General features: G+C 68.7%; 22 protein-coding genes and 1 tRNA gene. 18 read left to right on the top strand and 5 right to left on the bottom strand.

The features are described from left to right. Positions 1-6 precede the first annotated feature (6 nt). The gene (locus ITJ49_RS12045; protein ID WP_194605641.1) at positions 7-1,128 is read left to right on the top strand and encodes a branched-chain amino acid aminotransferase; all 1,122 of its coding nucleotides are present in this window, start codon (positions 7-9) and stop codon (positions 1,126-1,128) included. Positions 1,129-1,219: 91 nt separating this feature from the next. Here the strand turns inward: ITJ49_RS12045 and ITJ49_RS12040 are convergent, their stop codons facing one another. Further along, on the bottom strand, positions 1,220-1,861 hold the full coding sequence (locus tag ITJ49_RS12040; protein ID WP_194605640.1) for an MBL fold metallo-hydrolase: 642 nt from the start codon (positions 1,859-1,861) through the stop codon (positions 1,220-1,222). Between the two features lie 130 nt (positions 1,862-1,991). On the opposite strand from ITJ49_RS12040, the gene ITJ49_RS12035 reads away from it, so the two are divergent. Then, positions 1,992-2,064: transfer RNA gene (locus tag ITJ49_RS12035), tRNA-Glu, on the top strand. A 455-nt stretch (positions 2,065-2,519) separates the two neighbouring features. Here the strand turns inward: ITJ49_RS12035 and ITJ49_RS12030 are convergent. Together ITJ49_RS12030 and ITJ49_RS12025 are read right to left on the bottom strand one after the other, a co-directional pair. Next, positions 2,520-4,142, bottom strand: coding sequence for a PQQ-binding-like beta-propeller repeat protein (locus tag ITJ49_RS12030; RefSeq protein WP_194605638.1), 1,623 nt, complete (start codon positions 4,140-4,142; stop codon positions 2,520-2,522). Between the two features lie 38 nt (positions 4,143-4,180). Next, entirely contained in the window at positions 4,181-5,755 is a 1,575-nt protein-coding gene (locus ITJ49_RS12025; protein WP_194605636.1) for a PQQ-binding-like beta-propeller repeat protein, read from the bottom strand. A 124-nt stretch (positions 5,756-5,879) separates the two neighbouring features. Between ITJ49_RS12025 and leuC the strand changes: the two genes are divergently transcribed. The 6 genes from leuC (at position 5,880) to ITJ49_RS11995 (ending at position 12,523) form a co-directional block, all read left to right on the top strand. Next, complete coding sequence (leuC, locus tag ITJ49_RS12020) at positions 5,880-7,346, top strand: 3-isopropylmalate dehydratase large subunit (RefSeq protein ID WP_194605959.1); 1,467 nt, start codon at positions 5,880-5,882, stop codon at positions 7,344-7,346. Further along, on the top strand, positions 7,346-7,972 hold the full coding sequence (leuD, locus tag ITJ49_RS12015; protein WP_194605634.1) for a 3-isopropylmalate dehydratase small subunit: 627 nt from the start codon (positions 7,346-7,348) through the stop codon (positions 7,970-7,972). Before leuC ends, leuD begins: the two co-directional genes overlap by 1 nt. Beyond that, positions 7,972-9,339, top strand: a complete 1,368-nt coding sequence (gene murA / locus ITJ49_RS12010; protein ID WP_055958884.1) for a UDP-N-acetylglucosamine 1-carboxyvinyltransferase — start codon at positions 7,972-7,974, stop codon at positions 9,337-9,339. Before leuD ends, murA begins: the two co-directional genes overlap by 1 nt. A 94-nt stretch (positions 9,340-9,433) precedes the next feature. Next, positions 9,434-10,225 (top strand): 1-acyl-sn-glycerol-3-phosphate acyltransferase, encoded by a 792-nt coding sequence (locus tag ITJ49_RS12005; RefSeq protein WP_194605632.1) that lies wholly within the window; start codon positions 9,434-9,436, stop codon positions 10,223-10,225. Positions 10,226-10,274: 49 nt separating this feature from the next. Continuing rightward, the gene (locus tag ITJ49_RS12000) at positions 10,275-11,315 is read left to right on the top strand and encodes an NAD(P)H-dependent glycerol-3-phosphate dehydrogenase (RefSeq protein ID WP_370544497.1); all 1,041 of its coding nucleotides are present in this window, start codon (positions 10,275-10,277) and stop codon (positions 11,313-11,315) included. A 74-nt stretch (positions 11,316-11,389) separates the two neighbouring features. After that, the gene (locus ITJ49_RS11995) at positions 11,390-12,523 is read left to right on the top strand and encodes a D-alanine--D-alanine ligase family protein (protein WP_370544496.1); all 1,134 of its coding nucleotides are present in this window, start codon (positions 11,390-11,392) and stop codon (positions 12,521-12,523) included. A gap of 84 nt (positions 12,524-12,607) precedes the next feature. Here the strand turns inward: ITJ49_RS11995 and ITJ49_RS11990 are convergent, their stop codons facing one another. Next, entirely contained in the window at positions 12,608-13,096 is a 489-nt protein-coding gene (locus ITJ49_RS11990; RefSeq protein ID WP_194605631.1) for a DUF3515 family protein, read from the bottom strand. Positions 13,097-13,120: 24 nt separating this feature from the next. Here ITJ49_RS11990 and thiL point away from each other — a divergent pair, with 24 nt between their 5' ends. Further along, positions 13,121-14,113, top strand: coding sequence for a thiamine-phosphate kinase (thiL, locus tag ITJ49_RS11985; RefSeq protein ID WP_194605629.1), 993 nt, complete (start codon positions 13,121-13,123; stop codon positions 14,111-14,113). A 117-nt stretch (positions 14,114-14,230) separates the two neighbouring features. Here the strand turns inward: thiL and ITJ49_RS11980 are convergent, their stop codons facing one another. Then, entirely contained in the window at positions 14,231-14,800 is a 570-nt protein-coding gene (locus ITJ49_RS11980; protein ID WP_194605627.1) for an RsmD family RNA methyltransferase, read from the bottom strand. Between the two features lie 212 nt (positions 14,801-15,012). Here ITJ49_RS11980 and ITJ49_RS11975 point away from each other — a divergent pair, with 212 nt between their 5' ends. The 9 genes from ITJ49_RS11975 (at position 15,013) to mutM (ending at position 25,015) form a co-directional block, all read left to right on the top strand. Next, positions 15,013-17,247 carry an ATP-dependent DNA helicase RecG gene (locus tag ITJ49_RS11975; RefSeq protein WP_194605953.1) on the top strand — a complete coding sequence of 745 codons (2,235 nt, stop codon included), beginning with the start codon at positions 15,013-15,015 and terminating at the stop codon, positions 17,245-17,247. Between the two features lie 76 nt (positions 17,248-17,323). Beyond that, positions 17,324-17,851, top strand: coding sequence for a pantetheine-phosphate adenylyltransferase (gene coaD, locus ITJ49_RS11970; RefSeq protein WP_194605625.1), 528 nt, complete (start codon positions 17,324-17,326; stop codon positions 17,849-17,851). Positions 17,852-17,889: 38 nt separating this feature from the next. After that, entirely contained in the window at positions 17,890-18,849 is a 960-nt protein-coding gene (locus tag ITJ49_RS11965; protein WP_194605951.1) for a MoxR family ATPase, read from the top strand. Positions 18,850-18,851: 2 nt separating this feature from the next. Continuing rightward, positions 18,852-20,135: a DUF58 domain-containing protein gene (locus ITJ49_RS18235; RefSeq protein WP_194605623.1), complete on the top strand. Its 1,284-nt coding sequence runs from the start codon at positions 18,852-18,854 to the stop codon at positions 20,133-20,135. Further along, positions 20,128-22,422: a DUF3488 and transglutaminase-like domain-containing protein gene (locus ITJ49_RS11955; RefSeq protein ID WP_194605597.1), complete on the top strand. Its 2,295-nt coding sequence runs from the start codon at positions 20,128-20,130 to the stop codon at positions 22,420-22,422. The genes ITJ49_RS18235 and ITJ49_RS11955 overlap by 8 nt, the downstream gene beginning before the upstream one ends. A gap of 47 nt (positions 22,423-22,469) precedes the next feature. After that, entirely contained in the window at positions 22,470-23,018 is a 549-nt protein-coding gene (locus ITJ49_RS11950) for a DUF177 domain-containing protein (protein WP_370544495.1), read from the top strand. A gap of 74 nt (positions 23,019-23,092) precedes the next feature. Continuing rightward, positions 23,093-23,296, top strand: coding sequence for a 50S ribosomal protein L32 (gene rpmF, locus ITJ49_RS11945; RefSeq protein WP_055958861.1), 204 nt, complete (start codon positions 23,093-23,095; stop codon positions 23,294-23,296). A 30-nt stretch (positions 23,297-23,326) separates the two neighbouring features. Further along, positions 23,327-24,052: a ribonuclease III gene (gene rnc, locus ITJ49_RS11940; protein WP_194605595.1), complete on the top strand. Its 726-nt coding sequence runs from the start codon at positions 23,327-23,329 to the stop codon at positions 24,050-24,052. Continuing rightward, on the top strand, positions 24,053-25,015 hold the full coding sequence (mutM, locus tag ITJ49_RS11935; RefSeq protein ID WP_194605593.1) for a bifunctional DNA-formamidopyrimidine glycosylase/DNA-(apurinic or apyrimidinic site) lyase: 963 nt from the start codon (positions 24,053-24,055) through the stop codon (positions 25,013-25,015). The last annotated feature ends 11 nt before the right edge of the window (positions 25,016-25,026 follow it).

Genomic DNA, 25,026 nt, shown 5'->3' with positions numbered 1-25,026 from the left:
ATCACAATGTCTACGAACACCACAACCCCCTCGAGCGATACCTTCCCGCTCCACTTCGAGCTGACCCCCTCTGCGGCATCGCGCGCCGACGCTGAGCGCGAGGTCATGCTCTCCGACCCCGGTTTCGGCAAGTTCTTCACCGACCACATGGTGCAGATCGAGTGGAACACCGAAGACGGCTGGCATGACGCCGCGGTGATTCCGTACGGCCCGCTGTCGCTCGATCCGGCCGCGTCGGTGCTCCACTATGGCCAAGAGATCTTCGAGGGTATCAAGGCCTACCGTCATGCCGACGGCTCGGTCTGGACGTTCCGCCCCGACGCCAACGGCCGCCGCCTGCAGCGTTCGGCAGCTCGCCTCGCGCTGCCGCAACTGTCGGTGGACGACTTCGTCGAGTCGCTGAAGCAGATAGTCCAGATCGATAAAGACTGGGTGCCCTCTGCCGAGGAGACGAGCCTCTACCTCCGGCCCTTCATGATCGCGACCGAGAGCTTTCTCGGGGTGCGCGCCGCCCACAAGGTGGGCTACTACGTGATCGCGAGCCCCGCTGGCGCGTACTTCCCCGGTGGTGTGGCTCCGGTCTCCATTTGGCTGTCGACCAACTACTCGCGTGCGGGCAAGGGGGGCACCGGAGCCGCCAAGACGGGTGGCAACTACGCCGCCTCGCTCCTCCCGCAAGAAGAGGCCTACGCGAACGGCTGCTCGCAGGTATTGTTCCTCGACTCGGTCGACACGACCTACATCGAAGAGCTGGGCGGCATGAACGTCGTGCTCGTCTACAAAGACGGCACTCTCGTGACGCCGCAATCCGACTCGATCCTCGAGGGCATCACTCGTGATTCGATCCTGCAGCTCGCCGAAGACCGTGGGCTTACGGTCGAGCGGCGCCGCGTCAGCTTGGCGGAGTGGAAAGAGGGCGTCGAATCCGGAGACATCGTCGAGGTGTTTGCGTGCGGTACCGCCGCCGTCGTTGTGCCCATCGGCGAGCTCAAGGGCGAGGGCTTCACGATCACGTCGCCTGTGGCTGGCCCCGATTCGCTCACCCTGGCTCTTCGGGCCGAGCTCACCGACATCCAGTACGGCCGTCGTCCCGACCCTCACGGCTGGCTGACGCGCCTCGACGCCTAGGTAGCCGAGCCGCAACGCCGAGATCGCACTTGTAGTCGGGTCCTCCCGACTGCAAGTGCGATCTCGTTGTGGTTGCTGCCTGACTAGCCGGCTACAGCTCGATGGACTCGCCGGCTGCGACGACCGTCGACGTACCGCCGACACCTTCGACGGCGGCCTTGAGCCGGTCGGCGTGCATGGCGAATCCGACGTCCGACAGGGTCGCCTCGTGAATAGGCAGGATCGACCCAGGTGCAACAGCCGTCACGTAGTCGATGGCCTCGCCGATCTTCAACCAGGGCGCGCCCACCGGGGTCGCGAGCACGGCGACGGGGAACTCCGGCACCGTGAACGAGTCTCCGGGGTGGAAGAGCGTGCCGTTGACGAGCACACCGGTGTTGTCGATCGTCGGAAGGCTTGAGTGGATGACGGCGTGTGTGTTTCCGGCGAAGCGCAACGTGAAGGGGCCGACCTCGACCGTGTCGCCGTCGGCCACCGTCTCGACCGTGAAGCCGGCCTTGCCCGCGGCGCTTGCCACTCCCAGCGGGCCCAAGATGCGGGCCTCCGGGTTCGAATCGAGGAGCGACTCGAGCTGCGCGGCCGTCCAGTGATCGGGATGTTCATGCGTGATCACGATCGCGGCGACGGAGGTGAGTGAACCGAGAGGGCGTGTAAACCCGCCGGGGTCGATGACGAGGGTCTGCCCCGACTCGTCGATGGCCAGCGCGGAATGCTCGAACTTCGTGACTCGCATGCGTTCAGCGTACGCTCGGAAACGGCTCGGGAACCCCGGCAAAGCGCCCAGGATCCGACGCCACAGACACGAGAGTGCCTCAATTTGTGGCGACTCCCGGCCTGTGGCATACTCGACGAGTCGCAAAAACGGCCCCATCGTATAGCGGCCTAGTACGCTGCCCTCTCACGGCGGTAACACCGGTTCGAATCCGGTTGGGGTCACGACCAAAATGGCTCTCCCTTACGGGAGGGCCATTTTCGTCTCTGTGCTTGTTTCACGACGCTAAAGGAAATAGCTTCTCCCTACGGGAGGAGCCATTTTTGTCTCAGTGCTTGTTTCACGACGCTAAAGAGAAAACGGCTCTCCCGTACGGGAGGGCCATTTTTCGTCTCTGTGCTTGTTTCACGACACTGAAGGGGTGGCTTCGCTGCATTGGGCGCGCGACCCGGTACTAGCTTGCGGTGTAAATGAGGCAAAACCCTCGCAAGCGGGACAGACCCTCGCGGGCGGCCTCCGAGGCGGTCCTAGGCCGAGGGTTTCTGCCGGTCGTGAGGGTTTAGCTGACGCCGACCCTGAACCAGACGCCGACCCTGAACCAGACACCGACACCGACACCGACACCGACACCGACACCGACACCGACACCGGACCCCACCCCGGCCGCGAACGCACGGAGTCAGTCCGCCAACCGCCGCACCAAACCGTCGAGGCCGACGTCGACGAGGTGCCCGCCCCAGAGCGACACCTGCAACTGCGAGGCGCGGCTCCAGAGCCGGCGGCCGCTCGACAGGTCGAAGGCGATCATGGTCGTGCGGGATCCTGAGATCCCATAGGCCAGCACGTAACCGACCGTCTGCCCGGTCGCGACGACGTACGAGCCCGACGAGACGTCAGCGCGATACCGCTCGCGGCCCGTCGCCCCCTCGAGCACGACGACCTGAGGAGTGTCGCTGGTCGACACGGTGTAGATGTCGTCGGAGCGCTGCCCAGGCGCGGAACCGGCGAACGAGATGGAGCCGACGTCGCGAGTCCAGAGCGCACGCCCGGTGCGGTAGTCGAGGCAGCTGAGACGGTCGCCCCGGAAGTTCGTCACGGCCAGACAGGAGCGCGTCAGTGAGAACGATCCCCGCAGCGTCAGATCGGAGGACCAGAGCACCGTGCCGTCGCGTGAGATCGCCGAGAAGCCGCCGGCCGCGGTCGTTGTGACGCCGGTGCCGGCGGTCCGTGGGGCGTAGACGATGCCGCCTCGGAAGGCGTAGCCGAGCGAGGTGTTGATGGGGCTGCCCCAGGCGGACGACCGACCCGTCGACAGGCGGATCTGTCGCGTGCCCTCCTCGCCGAGGAGCAGGCGGTCGTCGAGGGCGATCATCGTCGCGGTCGGATTGCCCTGACCGCGCCAGACCACCTCGCCGAGGTCGGACAGATTTCGGAGTTCGTACTCGTACGTCAAACCATCGTCCGATCGTCGACCGATGGCCACGACGTCGCCCTCGGCGGCGAATCTGTTCTCGGCGCTCCACGGCTGGCTGCCTGTCGACGACACCACGTCACCCGTGCGAAGCGAGAGCGATTCGACGACCGACGAGTCGGAGTCGGCCGCGTTCACGAGGAGTCGTTCGCCCTTCTGCACGATCGAGGCGGAGGTGATGGCGACTCCGCCGCCCCCGTCGAGGTCGCTCGAGGTGTCGTGCACCCAGTCGACTGTGCCGTCACCCGTGTCGAGCAGGGCGATGCGGGCCCGGAAGCCGTCGGGCACGACCGAACACGCCGAGTCGTCGGCGAAGCCCAGCGATCGCGACGATTCGGCCCGGACAGCGACGAGACCCCGGCCGACGTCGAGTGTCGTGAACCGCAGGCACTCGGCGGGCGCGCCGGGCGCCAGGGTGGCGGCGAGGTCTAGGGCCCAGAGTGACGCGGAGGGCTCGGCCCGCAGGTCGTCGATCGCGATGCCCCCGAGCGGTGACAGCGAGCCGTAGTTCGGCTGGAGGGCCGCGCCGAATCCGACGACTCCAGCGATCGCGGAGGCCAGGGCGACGTAGGCGACAAGGATCCGATGGGCCGACGACGCCCTCGACCACCGCCGCGCGAGCAGGCCGGGCCGCGGGGCAGAACGTGCAGCGGCCGGCGGCCGGCGCGGCGTGCGGGATCCGGGGGAGGCGGTGTGCGCTTGCGGCCGTGAGCCCAGGCCCGGGGCCGCGGATCCTCGCCGGGTCTCCGCTTTCTGGGTCTCCGCTCGCCAGACCTCCGCCTGCGAGGGCGGCCGCTCGGGCGACCAGGGCGCCGGGTCGATGTCGGCCATCGAGCCTCCTTGCGCGACGGGGTGGAACGGCGTGAACGTTAGTCGTTCGCGCCCAGCACGGTGGCGGATTGGTCGACGAGCTCGCGGGCGACCCCCCGAGAGTCAAGCGTCACCAGGTGACCGCCCCAGATCTCGGTGTCTCCGTCATCGAGGTCGCTGCGCCGCCAGAGGATCTCACCCGTCTCGGTGTCGAACGCGGTGATCGCGGTCGGCGTTCCGGTGAGGGTCGTCGACTGCAGGTAGCCCGTCGCGCGGGACGCGGCCAGGACCTGGGTCTGCGGCAGCAGCTCCAGGGCGAACTTGGTGCGCCCCGTTGATCCGTCGAGGATCTCCGCTTTCGCTTCGCCGCCGAGGTCGCGGGTCACGACGACATCGTCGGTCGTCTGCCCGTCGATGGCTGCGGGGGACCCCTCCGAAGCGAGGTCGCGGGTCCAGCGCATGTCGCCGGTATCACGGTCGAGGCAGGTGATGGTGGAGGTCCCTGGGAGGGTTGCGAGCACACAGCCCCGGCTGAGCCCTGAGATGTCGCCGAACCCGCTTCGCGTCCAGAGTTTCTTGCCCGAGGCGGCCCAGGCGGTGATCGAGATACCGCTCGTGACGACGCGAACGCCGAAGTAGGTGGTCGGACTCGACGGGCCGGTGCCGAGGAAGACCGACCCGTTGCCGAGAGGGGTCTGCTTGCCCGTGGTGCCGTCTATTCGGACGGATTGCCGGTTGACCGTGGCGAAAAGCGCGCCGCGGAGCAGGAGCGGGCTCTGCGACTGGCGTAAACGCCCCGTCCAGATGGTGTGTCCGAGGTCTCGCGTGTCGGCGAGGCTCCAGGTGGTGTCTCCCGCGTCGCCGGTCGTGGTGCCGTACAGCAGGAGGGTGCCCTGCACGTCGATCCATCCGGCGACCTGGCCCCGGTCGAACGTGCGAATGTCGACCATCTCGCCGCTCGACATCGACAGTGTCACGAGGGTGGGGCGGCCGTTGACGTTGAGTTGAACGACCACGCGCGAGGCCTCCTCGACGATCACCTCCTGGTCGAGAGTCACGGAGCCGGAGGCGGCGCCCAGCTCGTGTTCCAGATCGGTGCTCCAGAGAACGCGACCCCGCGCCGGATCGAAGAGCGCCACGGTCGACGAGATCTGCGATGCGGTCTGCGCCGAGCACCGTGACGACGAGCCGAGGGGCGGGCTCGAGGCGGTGAGCACGACGAATCGACCGACCGGGGATGAGGCCTGAAACGAGACACAGCGCACCGGCACCCCGGGAAGGACCTCCCGTGCGAGATCGACCGACCAGCCGTTCGGCCCGGGAGCGCTGCGCACGTCGGCCACCGGGGCGGCGCCGAGCGGTGTCAGGTCGCCGTACTGCGGCGTCACAGCGGCGCCCACCCCGGCGACGAGGGTGATGGCGAGGCCCAGGGCGGCGAAGACCGTGGCCACCCGCCAGGGCGGCGAGAGCCTGCGGAAGAGACTTCGGCGTGGACGACGGACCGCAGGATCCTGCGGCTCGCCCGGCAACGCATCGCCTGTCTCGCGAGTCGGCACGGCCGTCTGAACAGGCTGCGGGCCGGCGTTCCAGCCGGGCTCCGACCGCTCCGGTCGCGCAGGGGTCCAGCCGGACATCATCTGCCTCCCGCGTCGATTCCCGTCATGCTACCGAGCGGGGAAGAATGCCGGGGGACGCCGCGTTGGCCCTCCCAGAAACACGGCCGTAACACGGATAGACTCGGCAATCCGATAACCGATGATGGAGGGCACACCCTTGGGTAGAACGCTCGCAGAAAAAGTATGGGACGACCACGTGGTCGTCGAAGGCACCGACGGTGCTCCCGACCTTCTCTACATCGACCTCCATCTCGTTCACGAGGTCACGAGCCCCCAGGCGTTCGACGGCCTCCGCCAGGCCGATCGACCCGTGCGCCGGCTCGATCTCACCATCGCGACCGAAGACCACAACACGCCGACCCTCGCCATCGATCGGCCGATCGCCGACCTGACGAGCCGCACCCAGATCCAGACGCTCCGCAACAACGCCGAGGAGTTCGGCGTGCGCCTGCACTCGCTCGGCGATGCCGAGCAGGGCATCGTGCACGTCGTCGGGCCGCAGCTCGGCCTGACCATGCCGGGTATCACCGTCGTCTGCGGCGACTCGCACACCTCGACGCACGGTGCCTTCGGGGCGATGGCGTTCGGAATCGGCACGAGCGAGGTCGAGCACGTCCTCGCCACTCAGACGCTGCCCCTCAAGCCGTTCAAGACGATGGCCATCACGGTCGAGGGCACGCTCCGCCCCGGCGTCACCGCGAAAGACATCATCCTCGCGGTGATCGCCAAGATCGGCACCGGCGGTGGCCAGGGCTACGTGCTCGAATACCGCGGCAGCGCCATCCGCGCCCTCTCGATGGAGGGCCGCATGACGATCTGCAACATGTCGATCGAAGCGGGCGCCCGCGCCGGAATGGTCGCTCCCGACCAGACCACCTACGACTACCTCGAGGGTCGCGCGCACGCCCCCGAGGGCGACGACTGGACGTCCGCGGTCGAGTACTGGAACACGCTCGCAACCGACGACGACGCCGTGTTCGACGCCGAGGTGTTCCTCGACGCCAACACCCTCGAGCCGTTCGTGACCTGGGGCACCAACCCGGGCCAGGGCGTGTCGCTGAGCGAGGCCGTGCCGGATCCTGCCGTCATCGACGACCCGAACGAGAAGGCGGCCGCGTCGCGCGCCCTCGAGTACATGGCCCTCGAGGCCGGCACGCCGATGAAAGAGATCGCCGTCGATGCCGTGTTCATGGGCTCGTGCACCAACAGCCGCATCGAAGACCTGCGTGCCTTCGCCTCGATCGTCCGCGGTCAGAAGAAGGCCGAGGGAGTGCGCGTCATGGTCGTTCCGGGCTCGGCGCGCGTGCGCATCGAGGCCGAGGCGGAGGGGCTCGACAAGGTCTTCACCGACTTCGGCGCCGAGTGGCGCTTCGCTGGCTGCTCGATGTGCCTCGGTATGAACCCCGACCAGCTCGCACCGGGGGAGCGCTGCGCCTCGACCTCCAACCGCAACTTCGAGGGTCGACAGGGCAAGGGCGGGCGCACCCACCTGGTGTCGCCGCTCGTCGCCGCGGCCACCGCGATCCGCGGAACCCTCTCGAGCCCGTGGGATCTCTCGATCGGACAGACGACGGGTTCCGCCGCCGGCGAGCTGCAAGGAGCCAACTGATGCACAAGACCACCATCGTGTCGGGCCGGCCCGCGCCTCTCAAGCGCTCCAACGTCGACACCGACCAGATCATCCCGGCCGTGTTCCTCAAGCGGGTCACGAAGACCGGGTTCGAGGACGCCCTCTTCCACGGGTGGCGGCAAGACCCCGAATTCGTGCTCAACAAGCCCGAGTTCCAGGGTGCGAAGGTGCTTGTGGCCGGCCCCGACTTCGGCACCGGCTCGAGCCGTGAGCACGCCGTCTGGGCGCTCCGCGACTTCGGCTTCGAGGTCGTGCTGAGCCCTCGCTTCGGCGATATCTTCCGCGGCAACTCGGGCAAGCAGGGGCTTCTCGCCGCTGTCGTCGCCGAGCCCGACATCGAGAAGATCTGGGCGCTCATCGACGAGTCGGTTGCTGCCACCGGGGCGGCACCCGAGATCACGGTCGACCTGCCCGAGCAGACGGTCGTCGTGCGAACCGCCACGGGCCCCGGCCTCACGGTTTCCTTCGAAGTCGATGCTTACACTAAGTGGCGACTCCTCGAAGGGCTCGACGACATCGCCCTGACGCTTCGCGACGAGGCGGCCATCACAGAATTCGAATCACGCCGCGCAACCTGGCGGCCCAAGACATTGCCGGTGAAGTAGTGAACTCCCTTGTGCAGGATGCAGCAGCAGCAGGAGCCCGAGTGGGTTTGAAGTCCGACGAGATCGTCATCCGCGGCGGCAAGCCGCTGATCGGCCGCATCGAGGTTCGCGGGGCCAAGAACCTCGCGACGAAGGCCATGGTGGCCTCGCTACTTGGCGATACCCCGAGCATCCTCCGCGATGTGCCCGACATCAGCGACGTCAATGTTGTCCGCGGCCTCCTGTCGATCCACGGCGTTCGCATCACCGACCCCGCTCGCGGCGAGATGATCCTCGACCCCTCAAACGTCGAGACCGCGCACTTCGCCGAGATCGACGCCCACGCCGGCTCGAGCCGGATCCCGATCCTCTTCTGCGGCCCGCTCCTGCACCGCCTGGGCGAGGCCTTCATCCCCGATCTCGGCGGCTGCCGCATCGGCGACCGACCGATCGACTTCCACATGGACGCCCTCCGGGCCTTCGGTGCCGTTGTCGACAAGTCGTACAACGGCATCCATCTCACGGCCCCCAACGGCCTCAAGGGCGCCGACATCGAGCTGCCCTACCCGAGCGTCGGGGCCACCGAGCAGGTGCTGCTCACCGCGGTTCTCGCCGAGGGCGTCACCGAGTTGCGCAACGCCGCGATCGAGCCCGAGATCATGGACCTCATCGCGATCCTCCAAAAGATGGGCGCGATCGTCAACGTCGAGCCGAACCGCGTGATCTTCATCGAGGGCGTCAAGTCGCTTCGCGGCTACACGCACCGGGCCATCAACGACCGCAACGAGGCCGCCTCCTGGGCCGCTGCCGCGCTGGCGACCAAGGGCGACATCTTCGTCGAGGGTGCCAAGCAGCAAGACCTCATGACGTTCCTCAACGTCTTCCGCAAGGTCGGCGGCGAGTTCGACGTGCACGAAGACGGAATCCGCTTCTACCACCCGGGCGGCGAGCTCAAGCCCGTCGTCATCGAGACCGACGTGCACCCCGGCTTCATGACCGACTGGCAGCAGCCGCTCGTAGTGGCCCTGACTCAGGCGCACGGCGTCTCGATCGTGCACGAGACCGTCTACGAGAACCGCTTCCAGTTCACCGAGGCGCTCAACGACATGGGCGCGAAGATCGTCGTGCACAAAGACGGTCTGAAAGACGTGGAGCGCCGTGTCGCCCGTCGCGACTTCGAGCAGGCCGCAGTGATCACCGGTCCGACCCCTCTTCACGGCGCCGACATCCGCGTGCCCGACCTGCGTGGCGGCTTCAGTCACCTCATCGCGGCTCTGACGGCGGAGGGGGAGTCGAAGATCACCAACGTCGGCATCATCGCGCGCGGATACGAGCACTTCGTGGCGAAGCTGCGCAAGTTGGGTGCCGATTTCGACTTTGCAGGATGAGCGAAGCGATTCCTGCAAAAAATAGGCACGGCGTGGGCGGTAATAAACACAGCGCGAAGCGTCCTCTTTTCCTGAAGCTCTCAGTCACCCGCCAATGATCGATCCGGACGCCCCGCTCCCGCCATCGTCGGCGCGCCGCCGGAAGCGGCGCCGCGAACCCAACGCGGTCTTCGCGGTCGCCGGTCGCGTCGCGTACCTGCCCTTGCTCGCACTGTCGAGCTACGAGGTGCGCGGCGCCGAGAAGCTGCCCGAGACCGGGGCGTTCGTGCTCGCCCCGAACCACTACAGCAACTTCGATCCGTTAGCCAACGCGTTCGTGCTGTGGCGCCTCGGCCGCATCCCGCGGTTCCTCGCCAAGGCATCGCTCTTCAAGGCACCCGTGCTCGGCTGGATCCTCAAGCACACCGCGCAGATTCCCGTTGTCCGATCGGGGCATCACCGCGGCGCCGATCCGGTGGCAGCGGGCGTGGCCACTCTCGCCACGGGAGCCGGCGTGATCGTCTACCCCGAGGGATCCTTGACTCGCGAACCCGACCTCTGGCCGATGCGGGGCAAGGCCGGAGCGGTGCGCATGGCTCTCGAGGCCGGCGTGCCCCTGATCCCGGCGGCATCCTGGGGGATCCAAGAGATCCTTCCGGCGAGCACGAACCGCTTCAGCGTCTTTCCGCGCAAACGCCTGGTCTTTGCTTTCGGCGACCCGGTCGACCTCTCGGCCTACCGTGGCAGGCACGTCGACGGCCACGAGGTCGCCGAGGCGACCGAGCTCGTGATGCGACGAATCGAGTCGCTGCTGGCAGAGATCCGGGGCGGAACGCCGCCGGCCGTCCGCTACGACCCCGCGCACCACAACCAGAGTGAGATCGGACGTTTTGAACGCGACAGCTAGGGATTCATCGGGTCCGCAGGCCGGGCTCGACCGTCTGAACCGGGGATCGGTGACGACCGAGGCGATCTCGATCGTCCAGGCGGCCTCGCTCGAGCGTCGCGTCGCCGTGCTCGGTGCCGGCAGCTGGGGCACCACGTTCGCGAAGGTGCTCGCCGAGGGAGGCGCCGAGGTGCAGCTCTGGGCCCGACGCCCCGAGCTCGCCCGCGAGATCACCGAGACGCACCGCAACAGCGACTACCTGCCCGGCATCAACCTGCCGATCACCCTCACGGCGTCGCCCAAGATCCCCAGCGTGCTCGATCGGGCCGAGCAGATCTATGTCTCGGTGCCGAGCCAGACGTTGCGTCAGAACCTCGCCGAGATCCGCGACCTCGTTCCCGAGGGGGTGCCCGTCGTCAGCCTGATGAAGGGCGTGGAGAAGGGCACTGGGCTCCGCATGAGCGAGGTCATCATCGAGGCACTCGATATCGATCCGTCGCTCGTCGCGGTCGCGTCCGGGCCCAATCTCGCCCTCGAGATCGCCAAGCGTCAGCCGACGGCGGCCGTCGTGTCGTCCGAGAGCCTCGAGACCGCGACCCTCGTGGCCGCGACGGCGACCAACCCCTACTTCCGCTCGTTCGTCAACACCGACGTCATCGGGACCGAGTTCGGCGGCGTTCTCAAGAACCTCATCGCGGTCGCCATCGGCATCGTCGACGGCGTCGGCTACGGCGAGAACACCAAGGCGTCGATCATCACGCGCGGTTTGGCCGAGATGACGAGCTTCGCAGTCTCGTTCGGAGCGAAGCCCGAGACACTGGCGGGCCTGGCGGGGCTCGGCGACCTCATCGCGACCTGCCAGTCGCCGCTGTCGCGCAACAACACGGCCGGTCGTCTGCTCGGCCAGGGCTATCGGTTCGACGACGTGGTGCGGCAGATGAATCAGACGGCCGAGGGTCTCGCGTCGGTCGCCCCCATCCTCGACCTCGCCCGCTCGCGCGGCGTCGACATGCCCATCGTGCAGCAGGTCAGCGAGGTGCTCGCGGGTACTCTGGATCCGCGCAACATCGCGCCGCATCTCACCGAGACCGACGAGCCCCAGGGCGAGTGAAGCTCGGGGCCTCTCGGCCCCGACTCTTCGCCTGGGCAGGCTTCGAGGCCCCGCACCCCCGTCGAAAGGCGCCCGTGACCATCGCATCCTCGCTCTCCTCCACTCCGGCGGCAACCTCGCCGCGGCCGCGCGTCGTCCTGCTTTTCGGTGGCCGTTCCAGTGAGCACTCGATCAGCTGCGCCACAGCGGGCGGCGTTCTCGCGGCGCTCGATCGCGAGAAATACGAGGTGATTCCGGTCGGCATCACCCGCGAGGGTGCCTACACGCTTCAGCCGGACGATGCGGCGCACTTCACCCTCGACGCCGAGCGCCTGCCGTCGGTCGACGAGAACGGCACGCGCGTGCGCTGGCCCGACTCCGCCGCGACCCGTGAGCTCACCGTCGTCCACGACGACGGCCGGGTGGAGTCGCTCGGCGATATCGACGTCGTCTTCCCGATTCTGCACGGACCCTTCGGCGAAGACGGATCGGTGCAGGGCATGCTCGAGCTGGTCGGTCTGCCGTACGTGGGGGCCGGGATCCTCGGTTCCGCCGTCGGCATGGACAAGCACTTCTCCAAGACGGTGCTGCAGCAGGCGGGCATCGACGTCGCCCCCTGGGTCACGGTTCGCGCTCGAGAGTGGGCCGACCACCGCGCGGTGGTCGAGGAGCACGTCGAAGAGCTCGGCTGGCCCGTGTTCGTGAAGCCCGCCCGGGCGGGGTCGAGCGTCGGCGTCTCGAAGGCGTCGTCTCTCGCCGATCTCGACACGGCAATGCAGATCGCCCTCGCCGAAGACAACAAAGTGCTGATCGAGGCGGCCGTGGTGGGTCGCGAGCTCGAGATCGCCGTGCTCGGCGGTCGTGACGGTGCGGCACCGCGCACCTCGGTCGCGGGCGAGATCGTTCTTTCGGGCGACAGCTTCTACGACTTCGACGCGAAATACCTCGGAGCACCCGGCGCCGATCTCGTCTGCCCGGCCGTCATCACGGATGCCGAGCTCGCCGAGTTCCAGACGCTCGCGGCCGCGGCCTTCGATGCGATCGGGGGAGCGGGGCTTGCCCGGGTCGACGTCTTCCTCACCGAGACCGGTTTCGTGGTCAACGAGCTGAACACGATGCCCGGCTTCACGCCGATCTCGATGTTCCCGGCGTGCTGGCTGGCGTCGGGGCTCAGCTACCCGGCGCTGCTCGACGAGCTCATCGCGCTCGGGCTCGAGACCGAGCGCTAGGCCTCACGACACCGCTTTTCGGGGTCGGCACCAGCTATCGGCGGTGTCGTCGCCGAAAGTGGTGCCTTACCGCGAGGGGCGACGCTACGGCGCGGGCACGTCCGACGGCGACTGGCACTTGCGCGTCTGCGGAAGCGTGCCCACGGCGGTCGACAGGTCGAACAGCACGTTCGCGTTCGACGGCACGAGGGTCTTGTCGACGACCACCTGCACGCCGGGCTCGCGGCCGTAGGTCGTGTAGACGGCGATGGTGCCGCCTTTGCCCTTGTATTCCACGAGCCAGTCGACGCCGTCGACTGTGTTGCACGGCAGGTCGGAGACCCTGGGCGTCGTGATGCCGCACGTGAGCAGCACACCGGCGGGCGACCCCCACGCGCCCGTCGCCTGGGCGCTGGTGTCGCGGAGCGACTGACCCTCGAGCGTCGTCGGCAGCCGGACCGTCACGTCGGCGCAGCTCACCGTGTTCGCGGAGGGGGCCGGGCTCAGGGGAATCGTGGTGCAGCCGGCCAGCAGTGGCAGGCTGACGGCGGCGACGGCGAGGGCGGCGAGACGGCCGAGCGACAGGAGTGACATCGCGCCTCACGTTACCGTGAGTCCATGAGCGCTTCAGGATCCGAGACAGTCCGCTCCGTCGGCGAGACCGAAGCGCTGCGTCGTTTTCTGCCGCATCTCCCGGCGGGTGACGCGACCCTTCTCGGCCCGGGAGACGACGCCGCGGTGGTCTCCGCGCCCGACTCCCGTTTCGTCGTCACGACCGATCTGATGGTGCACGGGCCCGACTTCCGTCTGGCCTGGTCGACGCCGCACGACCTCGGCTGGAAGGCCGCCGCCTCGAACCTCACCGACGTGGCCGCGATGGGCGCCCGGGCGACGGCCCTCGTCATTGCGCTGGCCGTGCCGGGGGAGACCCCGGTCGGCTTCCTCGTCGAGTTCGCCGACGGGCTGCGCGACGGGTTGGCCGCGATGGCGCCCGGCTGCGGCGTCGTAGGCGGCGACATGTCGGTCTCGGGCACGATGACGATCGCGGTGACGGCGTTCGGTGATCTGGAGGGCCGCGAGCCGGTGCGTCGCGACGGAGCGCAGCCCGGAGACGTCGTTGCGGTGTCGGGCGTGCTCGGGCGATCCGGGCGGGGGCTCGACCGCCTGTTCGCCGAGGGGATCGACGGGGTCGGGGATCCTTCGGTTCGTCGGGGCCTCGAACTTCGCGACGACCCGGACGTCCTGTGGCATCTCGCGCCGACCCCGCCCGTGGCCGACGGCGTGCTGGCCGCGCTCGGAGGAGCGACGAGCATGCTCGACCTCTCGGACGGCCTGGCTCTCGACGCGGGGCGGATCGCTCGGGCTTCCGGTGTCGTGCTCGATCTGGCGGCGGAAGCGCTCGGGGGTGACCCTCTCGAGGCGCTGCGGGGCGGTGAGGATCACTCGCTGCTGGCGACGTTCCCCAAGAGCGCTGCGCTCCCCGGCGGATTCCGCGCGATCGGCCGGGTGCACCCCTCGGCCGGCGATCCGCGAGTAACGCTCGACGGCGCCGACCTCGCCGACGCGACCGGCTGGGACCCGTACCTCCGCTGGTCCGGCGCCGCCGGCTGAACCTGTCTCCGGGGACGCTCTCCGGAAGTTCTCCGGGCGGCGAAACTCCACGAATGGCCCATCCCGCCTACCCGGATGGGCCATTCGCGGAGTCTCGCGCTCCTTGAGCGGGGCCGGCTACTGCAGCCGAGCCGACCAGAGCACGGTGTCGCCGTACGATTTCGACGACTCGAGGCCGAGACCGTCGGGCCAGCCGGGTTCACCGCTGCGGGCGCGCCTCTCGACCACCACGAGGGCGTCTTCGTCGAGGGCCGGAACGAGGGCTTCGAGGTCGAGGCGCAGGTCGTCGTCGCTCAGCTCGTACGGCGGGTCGATGAGCACCAGGTCGAGCGAGCGAGCCGGCGCGTGGTGCAGGTACGAGCGCACGGCCTGAGCCGACACGGCGACCGTCGGTGCAGAGCCCCGAGGAGCCCGCGCGACCACGAGCGCCGCGTTCGCGCGGCAGACCCGGGCGGCCTGCTGCCCCTTCTCGACCAGGGTGACGTGCGACGCTCCGCGCGAGGCCGCCTCGAGCCCGAGCGCGCCGGTACCGGCGTAGAGGTCGGCGACCCGAAGCCCGTTCACCTCGTCGCGCGCCTCGAGAGCCGAGAAGAGAGCCTCGCGCACTCGGTCGCTGGTCGGCCGGGTGCCCGATTTCGGCACGCCGAGGGTCGTGGAGCCGGCGAATCCGGCGATGATACGAGTCACGCGTCCATCCTGTCAGCAGACGACACGAGGATCCGACTGCCCCTGTCGGTCGTGCCGGGTACCGTTGGCGTGTGGTCACCCCCGTCACCTCGTCCTCGGCCTCGAGCGCCGATGCTTCGGCGTCCGCTGGCGCGCCGTCTGCCCGCGGCACGAAGTCGAGCACTGCGACGCGCGCCGCCCGGCGCCCCGACCCGTCGCCGCTCGATGAGACGCTGACGAACGCACTCGGGGGTCGCACGGCGGGGGCGCTCAAGCGGGCGTTCGGCCACGAGACCGTCGGCGATCTCCTCGCCCACTACCCCCGCCGCTATGCGCGGCGCGGCGAGCTGACCGCGCTGAGCGAACTCGCCATCGGCGAGAGCGTCACCATCGTCGCCGAGGTGCTCGACGTACGGGAGCGCACGATGCGCGCGCGGCGCGGCTCGATTCTCGAGGTCCGGATCAGCGACGGGCAGGGTATCCTCACCCTCACCTTCTTCAACCAGGCGTGGCGGGCCAAAGACCTCGTCACGGGCGTCCGCGGCATCTTCGCCGGCAAGGTCGGCGATTACCGGGGCAACCGGCAGCTCGCGCACCCCGACTACGAGCTCTTCGAATCGGGCGACGACCGGGCGGCCGAGGCCGGCGACGCCGAGGCGCAGCGGTGGGCGAAGCAGCCCATTCCGATCTACCCGGCCAGCGCGTCGGTCGCGTCATGGCAGGTCGCCAAGTCGGTGGAGGTCGCGCTCGACACGCTGCCACCGCTGCCCGACTCGGTCCCCGAGGGCATCCGGGGCGAGCTGCAGCTCATGCCCCTTCGCGAGGCATACGAGAAGGTGCATCGGCCGGAGCGCGACCGCGACTGGAAGGCCGCCCGCGAGACGCTGAAGTTCGACGAGGCGTTCGTGCTGCAGAGCGCCCTCCTCCAGCAGCGTGCCGAAGTGCGGCAGTCGCCCGCGACGTCGCGCACGCCGAAGGCAGGGGGGCTCCTCGACGTCTTCGATCGGGCGCTGCCCTTCGACCTCACCGGAGACCAGTCGCTGGTCGGCTCCGAGATCGCGCGCGACCTCGAGGCCGACGTGCCGATGAACCGCCTCGTGCAGGGCGAGGTCGGCTCGGGCAAGACCCTGGTGGCTCTGCGAGCGATGCTGGCGGTCGCCGAGAGCGGCGGTCAGTCGGCGTTGCTCGCTCCGACCGAGGTGCTCGCCTCCCAGCACCTCCGCTCGATTGTTCAGACGCTCGGCCCCGATCTCGCTGCCCGTCTTCGGCCCGTTCTGCTCACCGGGCAGATGCCGGTGGCCCAGCGCCGCAAGGCGATGCTCGCCATCGTGAGCGGCCAGGCACACATCGTGGTGGGCACGCACGCGCTCATCAGCGACGGCGTTGAGTTCTACGATCTCGGGTTGGTCGTGGTGGACGAGCAGCACCGTTTCGGCGTCGAGCAGCGCGAGGCCCTGCGACAGAAAGGCGCGGCCGGCACGGCGAGGCAGTCGCCGCACGTGCTGGTCCTCACCGCGACGCCGATTCCGCGCACCGTCGCCATGACGGTGTTCGGCGATCTCGACGTCTCGACCATCGCCGAGCTGCCCGAGGGCCGCCAGCCGATCGAGTCGTTCGTGGTGCCGCTCGTCGATCGTCCGGGTTGGATCTCCCGGGTCTGGGAGCGGAGCGCCGAAGAGATCGCCCGGGGTCGTCAGGTCTTCGTGGTGTGCCCGGCCATCGATCGGGCGACTCCCGAGGCAGGAGACCCCGCCGACCAGTCGCCGACCGGCCCCAATGGCGACGACGGTGGCCGACCGGGGGAGCACGCCGGTGCCGACGACACAGCCGCCCCGCCCACGGCCGCGCGCCCGCCGATCGCCAGCGTCGAAGAGGTCCTCGCCGCGCTCCGGGTCGCGCCCGCCCTCCAGGGGCGTCGCATCGAGCCGTTGCACGGGCGGATGTCGTCGGCCGATAAAGACGAGACGATGCAGCGCTTCGCCCGGGGTGAGATCGACGTGCTGGTCGCGACCACCGTGATCGAGGTCGGCGTCGATGTGCCCAACGCCTCCACGATGGTCGTGCTCGACGCCGAGCGCTTCGGCGTCTCGCAGCTCCACCAGCTGCGCGGCCGAGTGGGGCGAGGCGGGTACGCCGGCCTCTGCCTGCTCGTGACCCACTCCGAAGAGGGCTCCCTCGCCCGCCAGCGGGTCGAGGCGGTCGCGTCCACCTCTGACGGCTTCGAACTGGCGCAGATCGACCTCGACCTGCGCCGCGAGGGCGATGTGCTCGGCAGTGTGCAGTCCGGCGGGCGCTCGTCGCTGCGCCTTCTACGCGTGGCCCACGACGGCGACGTGATCACTCTCGCGCGCGAGCATGCCGCCGAGGTGATCGAGTCGGATCCTTCGCTCGCAGACCACCCCGCGCTTGCCGCCGCTCTCGCTCGGCGCCTCGACGATGCCTCGCGCACCGCCCTGTCGAAGAACTGATGCCTCCCGTACCGCGCTGTCGAAGAACTGACGCCTCGCGCGGCGCGCTCCCGGGCAATTTGGCTAGGGTGAGCGAATGAGCACGATCGCCGTCGTCCCCGGGTCGTTCGACCCGGTCACCCTCGGGCACCTCGACGTCATCGTCCGCGCCGCCGGCCTCTTCGACGAGGTGCACGTCCTCGTTGTGCACAACCCTGAAAAGACCGCGTTCATCCCCGTCGAGCATCGGGTCGACTTCATCGCGGACGCCGTCGCCGAGGCGGGTGTCGATCTGCCCTCGCCACTCGAGAACGTCGTCGTGACGAGCTGGAGTGAGGGCCTCCTCGTCGACTACTGCTCCCGTGTCGGCGCGAAGGTGCTCGTCAAGGGCATCCGGTCGCAGGTCGACGTGGCCTACGAGACACCGATGGCGATCATGAACCGCAGCCTGGCGGGTGTCGAGACCGTGTTCATGCTGCCCGATCCGGCGCACGCGCTCGTCTCGAGCTCGCTCGTTCGGCAGGTCGCCGGGCTCGGGGGCGACGTCTCGCCCTACGTTCCCGCCGACGTGACCGCCTACCTCCAGTCGAGAAGCGACTCGGCTGCGAACACTGGAGCACGATGACGACCACGACCCAGACGACTGCCGCCGACTCGACTCTGATGGAGCTCGGCGAGGTCCAGCACCACGCCCGCACGATCCTGGATGCGATCGGCACGGTGATCGACGGCAAGGCGGGCGCGATCTCGACGGCGCTCACGGTCTTGCTCGCCGAAGGGCACCTGCTCATCGAAGACGTGCCGGGCGTCGGTAAGACGCAGTTGGCGAGGGCGTTGGCGAAAGCCGTCGACGCGTCGGTGAGCCGAATCCAGTTCACCCCCGACCTGCTTCCGAGCGACATCACCGGCGTCTCGATCTACGACCGCCAGTCGAACGACTTCGAGTTCAAGCCGGGCCCGGTGTTCGCGAACATCGTGATCGGCGACGAGATCAACCGGGCTTCGCCGAAGACCCAGTCGGCCCTGCTGGAAAGCCTCGAAGAGCGCCAGGTGACGGTCGACGGCATCTCGCACCCGCTGCCGACCCCGTTCCTCGTCGTCGCGACGCAGAACCCGGTCGAGATGGAGGGCACCTACTCGCTGCCCGAGGCGCAGCGCGACCGGTTCATGGCACGGATCTCGCTAGGTTATCCGGATGCCGAGAGCGAGTTGCGGATGCTCCGCCAGCGCGAGACCGGCAGCCCGCTCGACGCCCTGACACCCCTGGTGTCGCTCGAGCAGCTCCGCCGCATGATCGCGGCCGTCCGAGCGGTGTACGTCGCCCGCGTCGTGGAGCGCTACGCCGTCGACATCGTGCAGGCGACCCGTGTCCACCCCGACCTGCGTCTCGGCGCTAGCCCCCGAGCCACCCTGCAGCTCATGCGAGCGGCCAAGTCGTGGGCGGCTCTGAACGGGCGCGGTTTCGTGATTCCCGACGACGTCGACGCGCTCAGCGGTCCCGTGCTCGGGCATCGTCTGATCCTGGCCGGCCGGTCGGGTGCGGGCGCCGTCTTGGCGGCCTACGACATCGTCGAGTCGATCGTGCGGGCGACGCCCGTGCCCCTCGACGAACCCGCCTCCTGACCGTGCGCCGCCCGACCGTCCCCGCGCGACTCGTCGCGGTTGCGGGATCCTGGCCCCTCCCGACCCGGCGCGGCACCCTCGCGATCGTCGCGGGTCTCGTCGTGGCGGTCGTCGGCTACGTGCTGGCCGCCATGCCGCTGGTCTTCGCGGGCGTCGTGCTCCTTGCGCTCGTCGTCGCGTCCGTCGTCTCGGTCGCCGCATCGACGCCACGCGTGGTGGTCACCCGGCACTTCACTCCCGATCGTGCCGTCGCGGGCTGGTCGGTCGTCGAGACGATCACGCTCACGGCGCCTTCGGCTTCAGGATCCGTAGCGGTCCGCGTGCGTGAAACCGTGCCCTGGCGCATCATGGCGCCCTTCGAAGCCGTCGCCATGGTCATCGAGCCGGGCGGTCTTGCCCGCGTGGTCTTCGAGCACGTCGATCTGCCCCGTGGGAGGCACCGCGTCGGCCCGACGCTGGTCGACGTCATCGAGACGTTCGGCCTGGCCCGTCGCCGTCTTGCCATGCCGGGGCGAGACGAGCTGCTGGTGTTTCCGGAGGTCGTGAGTGTGGGCGGCGGGCGCGAATCCCGTTCGCTCGGGGAGGGTGCTCGACAGCGTCGCGACCACAGTCTCGCCGGGGGCCAGGACGACCCGATCACCCGGGAGTACCGGCGCGGCGATCCGATGCGGCGCGTGCACTGGCGCGCGACTGCTCGGCAGGGTGAGCTCATGGTGCGGCAGGAGGAGCAGCACGGCCTCCCAAGCGTCCGTGTGATCCTTCCGGTCGGTCGGTCGCACTGGCGCGACTGGCATCCTGCGCTCGGCTCGGGCGTTCCGGTCAGCGACGGCTTCGAGTGGGCGGTTTCGCTGACGGCCTCGATCGCCGTCGAATTCGGTCTCGCCGGATCGCAGACGCGCGTGGTGTCGCTCGACGGCGCGACCATCGCCCTGCACGACCCGTCGACCACGCCGATGTTCCTCGAGCTCCTCTCCGACGTGGTGTTGGACGACGAGATCGACGAACCGAGCCCCGAGGCGGCTCCGCGCGAGCCCGTCGTGGCCGTCGTCTCGAGCCTCACCGCCGCCGAGCTCGACCGACTGGGCCATGCGCGGGGGCCGGGTGTCGCGGGGGTGGCAATCGTGGTGCACCTCGATGCCGACCTGCTGACCCCCGACGACCGAGAGCGCGATTCGCCGCGAGATGTCGCGAAGGCCCTGGCCGAGAGTGGCTGGCGCGTGATCGAGACCGCGTCGAATGCCGACCGCGAACCCATTCTCCAGACGCCGGGGGTGCTCCGTGGTTGATCTGCGATCGCCGCTCCAGAGTCGAGAGGCTCCGATCAGCGGCACGTCGAAAGGCGACTCCTCCGACCGTTTCGCGCCGGGCAACGCCCGCTGGCTCCTCTCGGCCGTCCTCTGGCTGACGCTCGTCTTCGCGCTCGCCAGTCTCCACCCGCTCTTCCAGGGCGCCGTGTGGTGGTTCGTTCCCGCGCTGGTGTCGGCCGCGGTTCTCGCGGCGTCGGCCGCGGCCCGTGCAGCTCACTGGCCGTCCGCGGTCGCGTCGCTCGCCGGCCTCGTCGTCGGGGGCCTCGCCACGACGCTGGTCGTCTCGGGCGGAACGGCGATCCTCGGTGTCATCCCGACGGCCGAGACTCTCGAGCGTGCCCGCGTCCTCGCCGCTCAGGCGCAAAACTCGATCGTCTCCGATCAGGCGCCCATCGCTGTCAGTGACGCGATGCTCGGCGTCGTGGTCGTCGCCGTGGCGGCTGCCGCGGTGGTGCTCGACGTCGTCGCACGGGTGTGCAAGATGCCGGCGCTCACCGGCGTGCTCTTCGCCGTGGTGATCGTGGTTCCCTCGCTCATTCCCGATGTCGCGCCGAGCTGGGCGTGGGTGGTGGCCACCGTCGTCGGTTACCTGGCGCTGCTCATCGTGTCGAGCGGCCGTCGACCGTCCCGCGCGGGCGTCGTCTCGGGGCTCGCCGCCGTCGTCGTGGCGGGCGTGGTGACGAGTCTGCTGCCGACATCGCTCATCGCACCGATCACCGGCGTCGGGTCGGGCACGGGCATTTCGACCGGGGTCAACCCGGTCATCAACCTCGGTGACGACCTGCGTCGCGGCGATCCGATCACGGTCCTCAGCTATCGCAGCTCGGCTCCCGAGGGCGACTACTTGAAACTCGTCGATCTCGTCGACTTCTCGGGCACCCGCTGGAGTCCGGCCTCTACCCAGCTCGACCGCCGCAACTCGGTCGACGATCTGCCCGCCGCCCCCGGCATCTCCACCTCGACACGCCGAGACACCGTCACGACTGACGTCTCGGTGAATCTCCTCCGAAGCCCCTACCTGCCCCTGCCCGTGCCGGCGACGAAAATCACCGGCATCAGCGACGCCTGGAAGTACGTCGACGACTCCGGCGTCACGGTCCGAAGCACCAGCGAGGGATCCCAGGGGCTCGATTACCGGGTCACGTCGCGTCCGGTCGATCCCACCCGAGAGCAGATCGTCAGTGCGCTTGCACAGCCCTCCGACGACCTCTCCGCCTATCTCGACGTCGATGGCGTTCCCGCCTCCATCACACGGCTGGCATCGAGAGTGACGGCCGAGTCGGCCAATCCGTTCGACGCCGCCGTCGCACTCCAGAACTACTTCCGCAACGGCGAGTTCAGCTACTCCGAAGACACGCCCGTCCGCGAGGGATACGACGGAAGCGGTCTCGACATGGTCGAGACGTTCCTCCAGCGCAAGAGCGGCTACTGCGTCCACTTCGCCTCGGCGATGGCCGTCATGGCTCGTACTCTCGACATCCCCTCGCGCATCGCCGTGGGGTTCCTTCCCGGCACGAGGGTCGGCTCAGGGGAGGAGTGGACGGTGTCGAGCAACGACCTCCACACCTGGCCCGAGCTCTACTTCCAGGGGCTCGGCTGGGTGCCGTTCGAGCCCACGGTCGGCATGGGAACGACGTCGAGCTATCTGCAAGAGACAGGCGCCGAGGCGACACCAAGCGCCGGGGCCACCGATCCGGCGAGCCCGTCGGCATCCGCGACGCCGACCGCCTCGGCCCCGTCGGCCGCGACACCGACGTCGACCGCGTCGGATCCTTCGTCGACCGCGGGAGCATCCGCGAGCAGCGGTGCCGGCGGCATCGGTGGAACGCCGCTTGCCGTCGGGGGAGTGGCTGCACTCGTCGTCGTCCTGGCGCTGCCCTGGTGGCTGCGGATGGGCCGCCGACGACGCCGACTCGGTCAGGGTCCGCCCGACGCGGCTCTCTCGGCCTGGCGCGAGGTGATCGACACGGCCCGAGACCTGGGCATCAGCGTCGACCAGGCGGCGACACCGCAGCAGACCGCGACAGTTCTGCTCGCGAGTGTGGGCGCCCAGAGCTCCGCCGCGGCCGCGCTCGACACACTGACCGCGGCCCTCTCGCGGGAGCGCTTCGGCGGCGTTCCGGCCGGCGAAGAGGCCTCGCGGTCCGCGCGCGAGATCCTGTCCGCGCTGCGCTCAGGCTCGTCGGGCTTCGAGAGGGCCCGCGCTTCGGTCGTTCCCCGGAGTCTCTTCGTGCAGGCTCACCCGCGCATGGCGGAAGGCGCGTAGACTCGTCTCTCGTGCCTCATTTCACCCCGACTCCGTACAGCGTCTCCGTGTACGACCTGATGCGCCGCCCAGGCGAGATGCGCGAGAACGATCTCGATGTCGTTGTCCCGTCGAAGCTCGGTGAGGGTGTCATCGCGATTCCCGAGGGCGCACAGCTCACGGTCAATGCCCGTTTCGAGGGTCTGCACGAGGGCATCCTGGTGTCGGCGCACGTCTCCGGTGGGGCCGTCGGCGAATGCAGCCGCTGCCTGAAACCCATCTCCGAGAGTGTCGAAGTCGATTTCGCCGAGCTTTTCGCGTACTCTGACGACGAAGCTTTTGACTACACGGTTCAAGACGATCACGTGGATCTTGAACCCGTGGTCAGAGATGCAGTGGTTTTATCACTGCCCTTCCAACCGGTTTGCCGGCCAGACTGCCCTGGTCTCGACCCTGAAACGGGCGAGCGCATCGAAGATCTGGACGACTACCAGCCCCGTGAAGTGGTCGACCCCCGCTGGTCGGCGCTGTCCGAGCTCGTCGGTGATACGACGAGGCCGGCAGACTCGCAAAACGAGGCACCTTCACGCTCCACCGACTCCAAGCCAACCGATTGACGTCTGCCACCTGGCAGACACGGCCGTAGATTTCCTCCGGCTCCCAATCCTTACGAAATAGAGAAGAGACAGTCATGGCCGTTCCCAAGAGGAAGCAGTCGCGCGCTAACACGCACGCACGCCGTTCGCAGTGGAAGGCCACGCCCGCCACTCTCGTCAAGACCATCGAAGGCGGCAAGACCGTCTACAGCCTTCCGCACCGCGCCAAGGTCGTCGAAGACTCCGCCGGCACCGCCCTGTACATGGAGTACAAGGGCCGCAAGGTCGCCGATATCTGAATCTCGCTGCTTTCGCAGTAAGATCGCTATATGAGCCAGCCCGTGTCAGAACCCGTTTCTGACCGGGCTGATCTCGTTAAGCTCCTCGACGTCGCGATCACCCCCGACCTGCTCGAGCTGGCATTGACCCACCGCTCGTTCGCGTACGAGAACGGTGGCATCGGCAACAACGAGCGCCTCGAGTTCCTCGGCGATTCGATTCTCGGCCAAGCCGTGACGGTCATGCTGTTCCGTGAGAACCCCGATCTCGACGAGGGCGACCTCGCGAAGCGGCGTGCCAGCCTCGTCTCCACCGTCGCGCTGGCGGAGGTCGCCAAGCACATCGGTCTCGGGCAGTACCTCCGACTCGGGCGCGGCGAAGAGCTGACCGGCGGGAGGGCCAAGCAGTCGATCCTCGCCGACACCGTCGAGGCGATCATCGGCGCGACATATCTCGATGCCGGTCCGGTCGCCGCGACAAATCTGGTGATGCGACTCATCGCGCCCCTCCTGGCCGACCCCGAGCGCTTCGGTGCCGCGATGGACCCGAAGACGAGCCTGCAAGAGTTGGCTTCGGCGCAGGGGCGGAGCAATCCCAACTACGTGATCACCGATTCGGGCCCCGATCACGACAAGCGCTTTCACGCGGTCGTCCGCCTCGGCACCGACGAGATCGCCTCCGGCGTCGGCAGCAGCAAGAAGATGGCCGAGATGGCTGCGGCCCTCGAAGCCTGGACGACCCTCAGCACGCCCCCGTCCGCGCCCGACCAGATTTAGGTGCCCGAGCTCCCCGAGGTCGAGGTCGTTCGCGCTGGCCTCCACCCCGCCGTCACCGGCGCCGTGATCGAGCGTGTCGAGGTGCTCGAGCCGCGCAGCCTCCGTCGTCACGACGGCCCCGTCGACGACTTCGTCGACCGCTTGCGCGAGGCGACGATTCTCTCCGCGGTCCGTCGGGGCAAGTTCCTCTGGTTCCCGTTTGCGGCAGCCGATGGCGATACGTCGCACGCGCTCGTCGCTCATCTTGGAATGAGCGGCCAGGTGCTCCTGCGCGAACGCCACGCCGACGACGACCGCCTCCTTCGCATCCGCCTCGACCTCGCCCATCCGACCCACGGTGACATCCGCCTGGCCTTCGTCGACCAGCGCATCTTCGGCTCGATGGCCCTCGACACCCTCGAACTCACTTCTGACGGTGAGCCGGCGGGGTATTCGGGTTCGCGGCTGCTGGGTTACGACGCCGAGCAGGGCGACGAGCCCCAGGATCCTGCGCCCTGGCTTTCGTCGATACCGCACCAGGTGGCGCACATCGCGCGCGATCCGCTCGACCCGGCCTTCGATGAGCCAGCCTTCTTCGCGCGGATGGCGTCGCGCGGCTCCGGCGTCAAGCGGGCACTGCTCGATCAGGGGCTCGTGTCGGGCATCGGCAATATCTACGCCGACGAGTCGCTGTGGGCGGCGAAGATCCATTTCGATCAGCCGTGTTCGTCGCTCACCCGGAGTCGCGTGAAGCTGCTCCTCGTCGAGATTCGCGCCGTGCTCTACAAGGCCTTGGCAGAGGGCGGCACCAGCTTCGACGCGCAATACGTCAACGTGAACGGGCAGTCCGGCTACTTCGCCCACAGCCTCAACGCCTACGGGCAGCAGGGCAAGCCGTGCCCGCGGTGCGGCACCCCGATCAAGCGGGTGTCGTTCATGAATCGCGGGAGCCACTTCTGCCCTCGGTGTCAGCGGTTGCGCTGAGCTTTGCCGTC

The organism is Frondihabitans sp. VKM Ac-2883 (genome assembly GCF_015350875.1).
Classification (GTDB): domain Bacteria; phylum Actinomycetota; class Actinomycetes; order Actinomycetales; family Microbacteriaceae; genus Frondihabitans.
This window is presented reverse-complemented; position numbering and strand designations above follow the sequence as displayed.

Coding starts and splice junctions, on each gene's coding strand:
- ITJ49_RS12025 (WP_194605636.1), bottom strand. CDS start 5,755: ATGTCCGGCTGGACCCCTGCGCGACCGGAGCGGTCGGAGCCCGGCTGG.
- coaD (WP_194605625.1), top strand. CDS start 17,324: ATGAGCACGATCGCCGTCGTCCCCGGGTCGTTCGACCCGGTCACCCTC.
- rpmF (WP_055958861.1), top strand. CDS start 23,093: ATGGCCGTTCCCAAGAGGAAGCAGTCGCGCGCTAACACGCACGCACGC.
- ITJ49_RS11990 (WP_194605631.1), bottom strand. CDS start 13,096: ATGTCACTCCTGTCGCTCGGCCGTCTCGCCGCCCTCGCCGTCGCCGCC.
- ITJ49_RS12040 (WP_194605640.1), bottom strand. CDS start 1,861: ATGCGAGTCACGAAGTTCGAGCATTCCGCGCTGGCCATCGACGAGTCG.
- rnc (WP_194605595.1), top strand. CDS start 23,327: ATGAGCCAGCCCGTGTCAGAACCCGTTTCTGACCGGGCTGATCTCGTT.
- thiL (WP_194605629.1), top strand. CDS start 13,121: ATGAGCGCTTCAGGATCCGAGACAGTCCGCTCCGTCGGCGAGACCGAA.
- leuD (WP_194605634.1), top strand. CDS start 7,346: ATGCACAAGACCACCATCGTGTCGGGCCGGCCCGCGCCTCTCAAGCGC.
- leuC (WP_194605959.1), top strand. CDS start 5,880: ATGGAGGGCACACCCTTGGGTAGAACGCTCGCAGAAAAAGTATGGGAC.
- ITJ49_RS12045 (WP_194605641.1), top strand. CDS start 7: ATGTCTACGAACACCACAACCCCCTCGAGCGATACCTTCCCGCTCCAC.
- ITJ49_RS12005 (WP_194605632.1), top strand. CDS start 9,434: ATGATCGATCCGGACGCCCCGCTCCCGCCATCGTCGGCGCGCCGCCGG.
- ITJ49_RS11965 (WP_194605951.1), top strand. CDS start 17,890: ATGGAGCTCGGCGAGGTCCAGCACCACGCCCGCACGATCCTGGATGCG.
- ITJ49_RS12030 (WP_194605638.1), bottom strand. CDS start 4,142: ATGGCCGACATCGACCCGGCGCCCTGGTCGCCCGAGCGGCCGCCCTCG.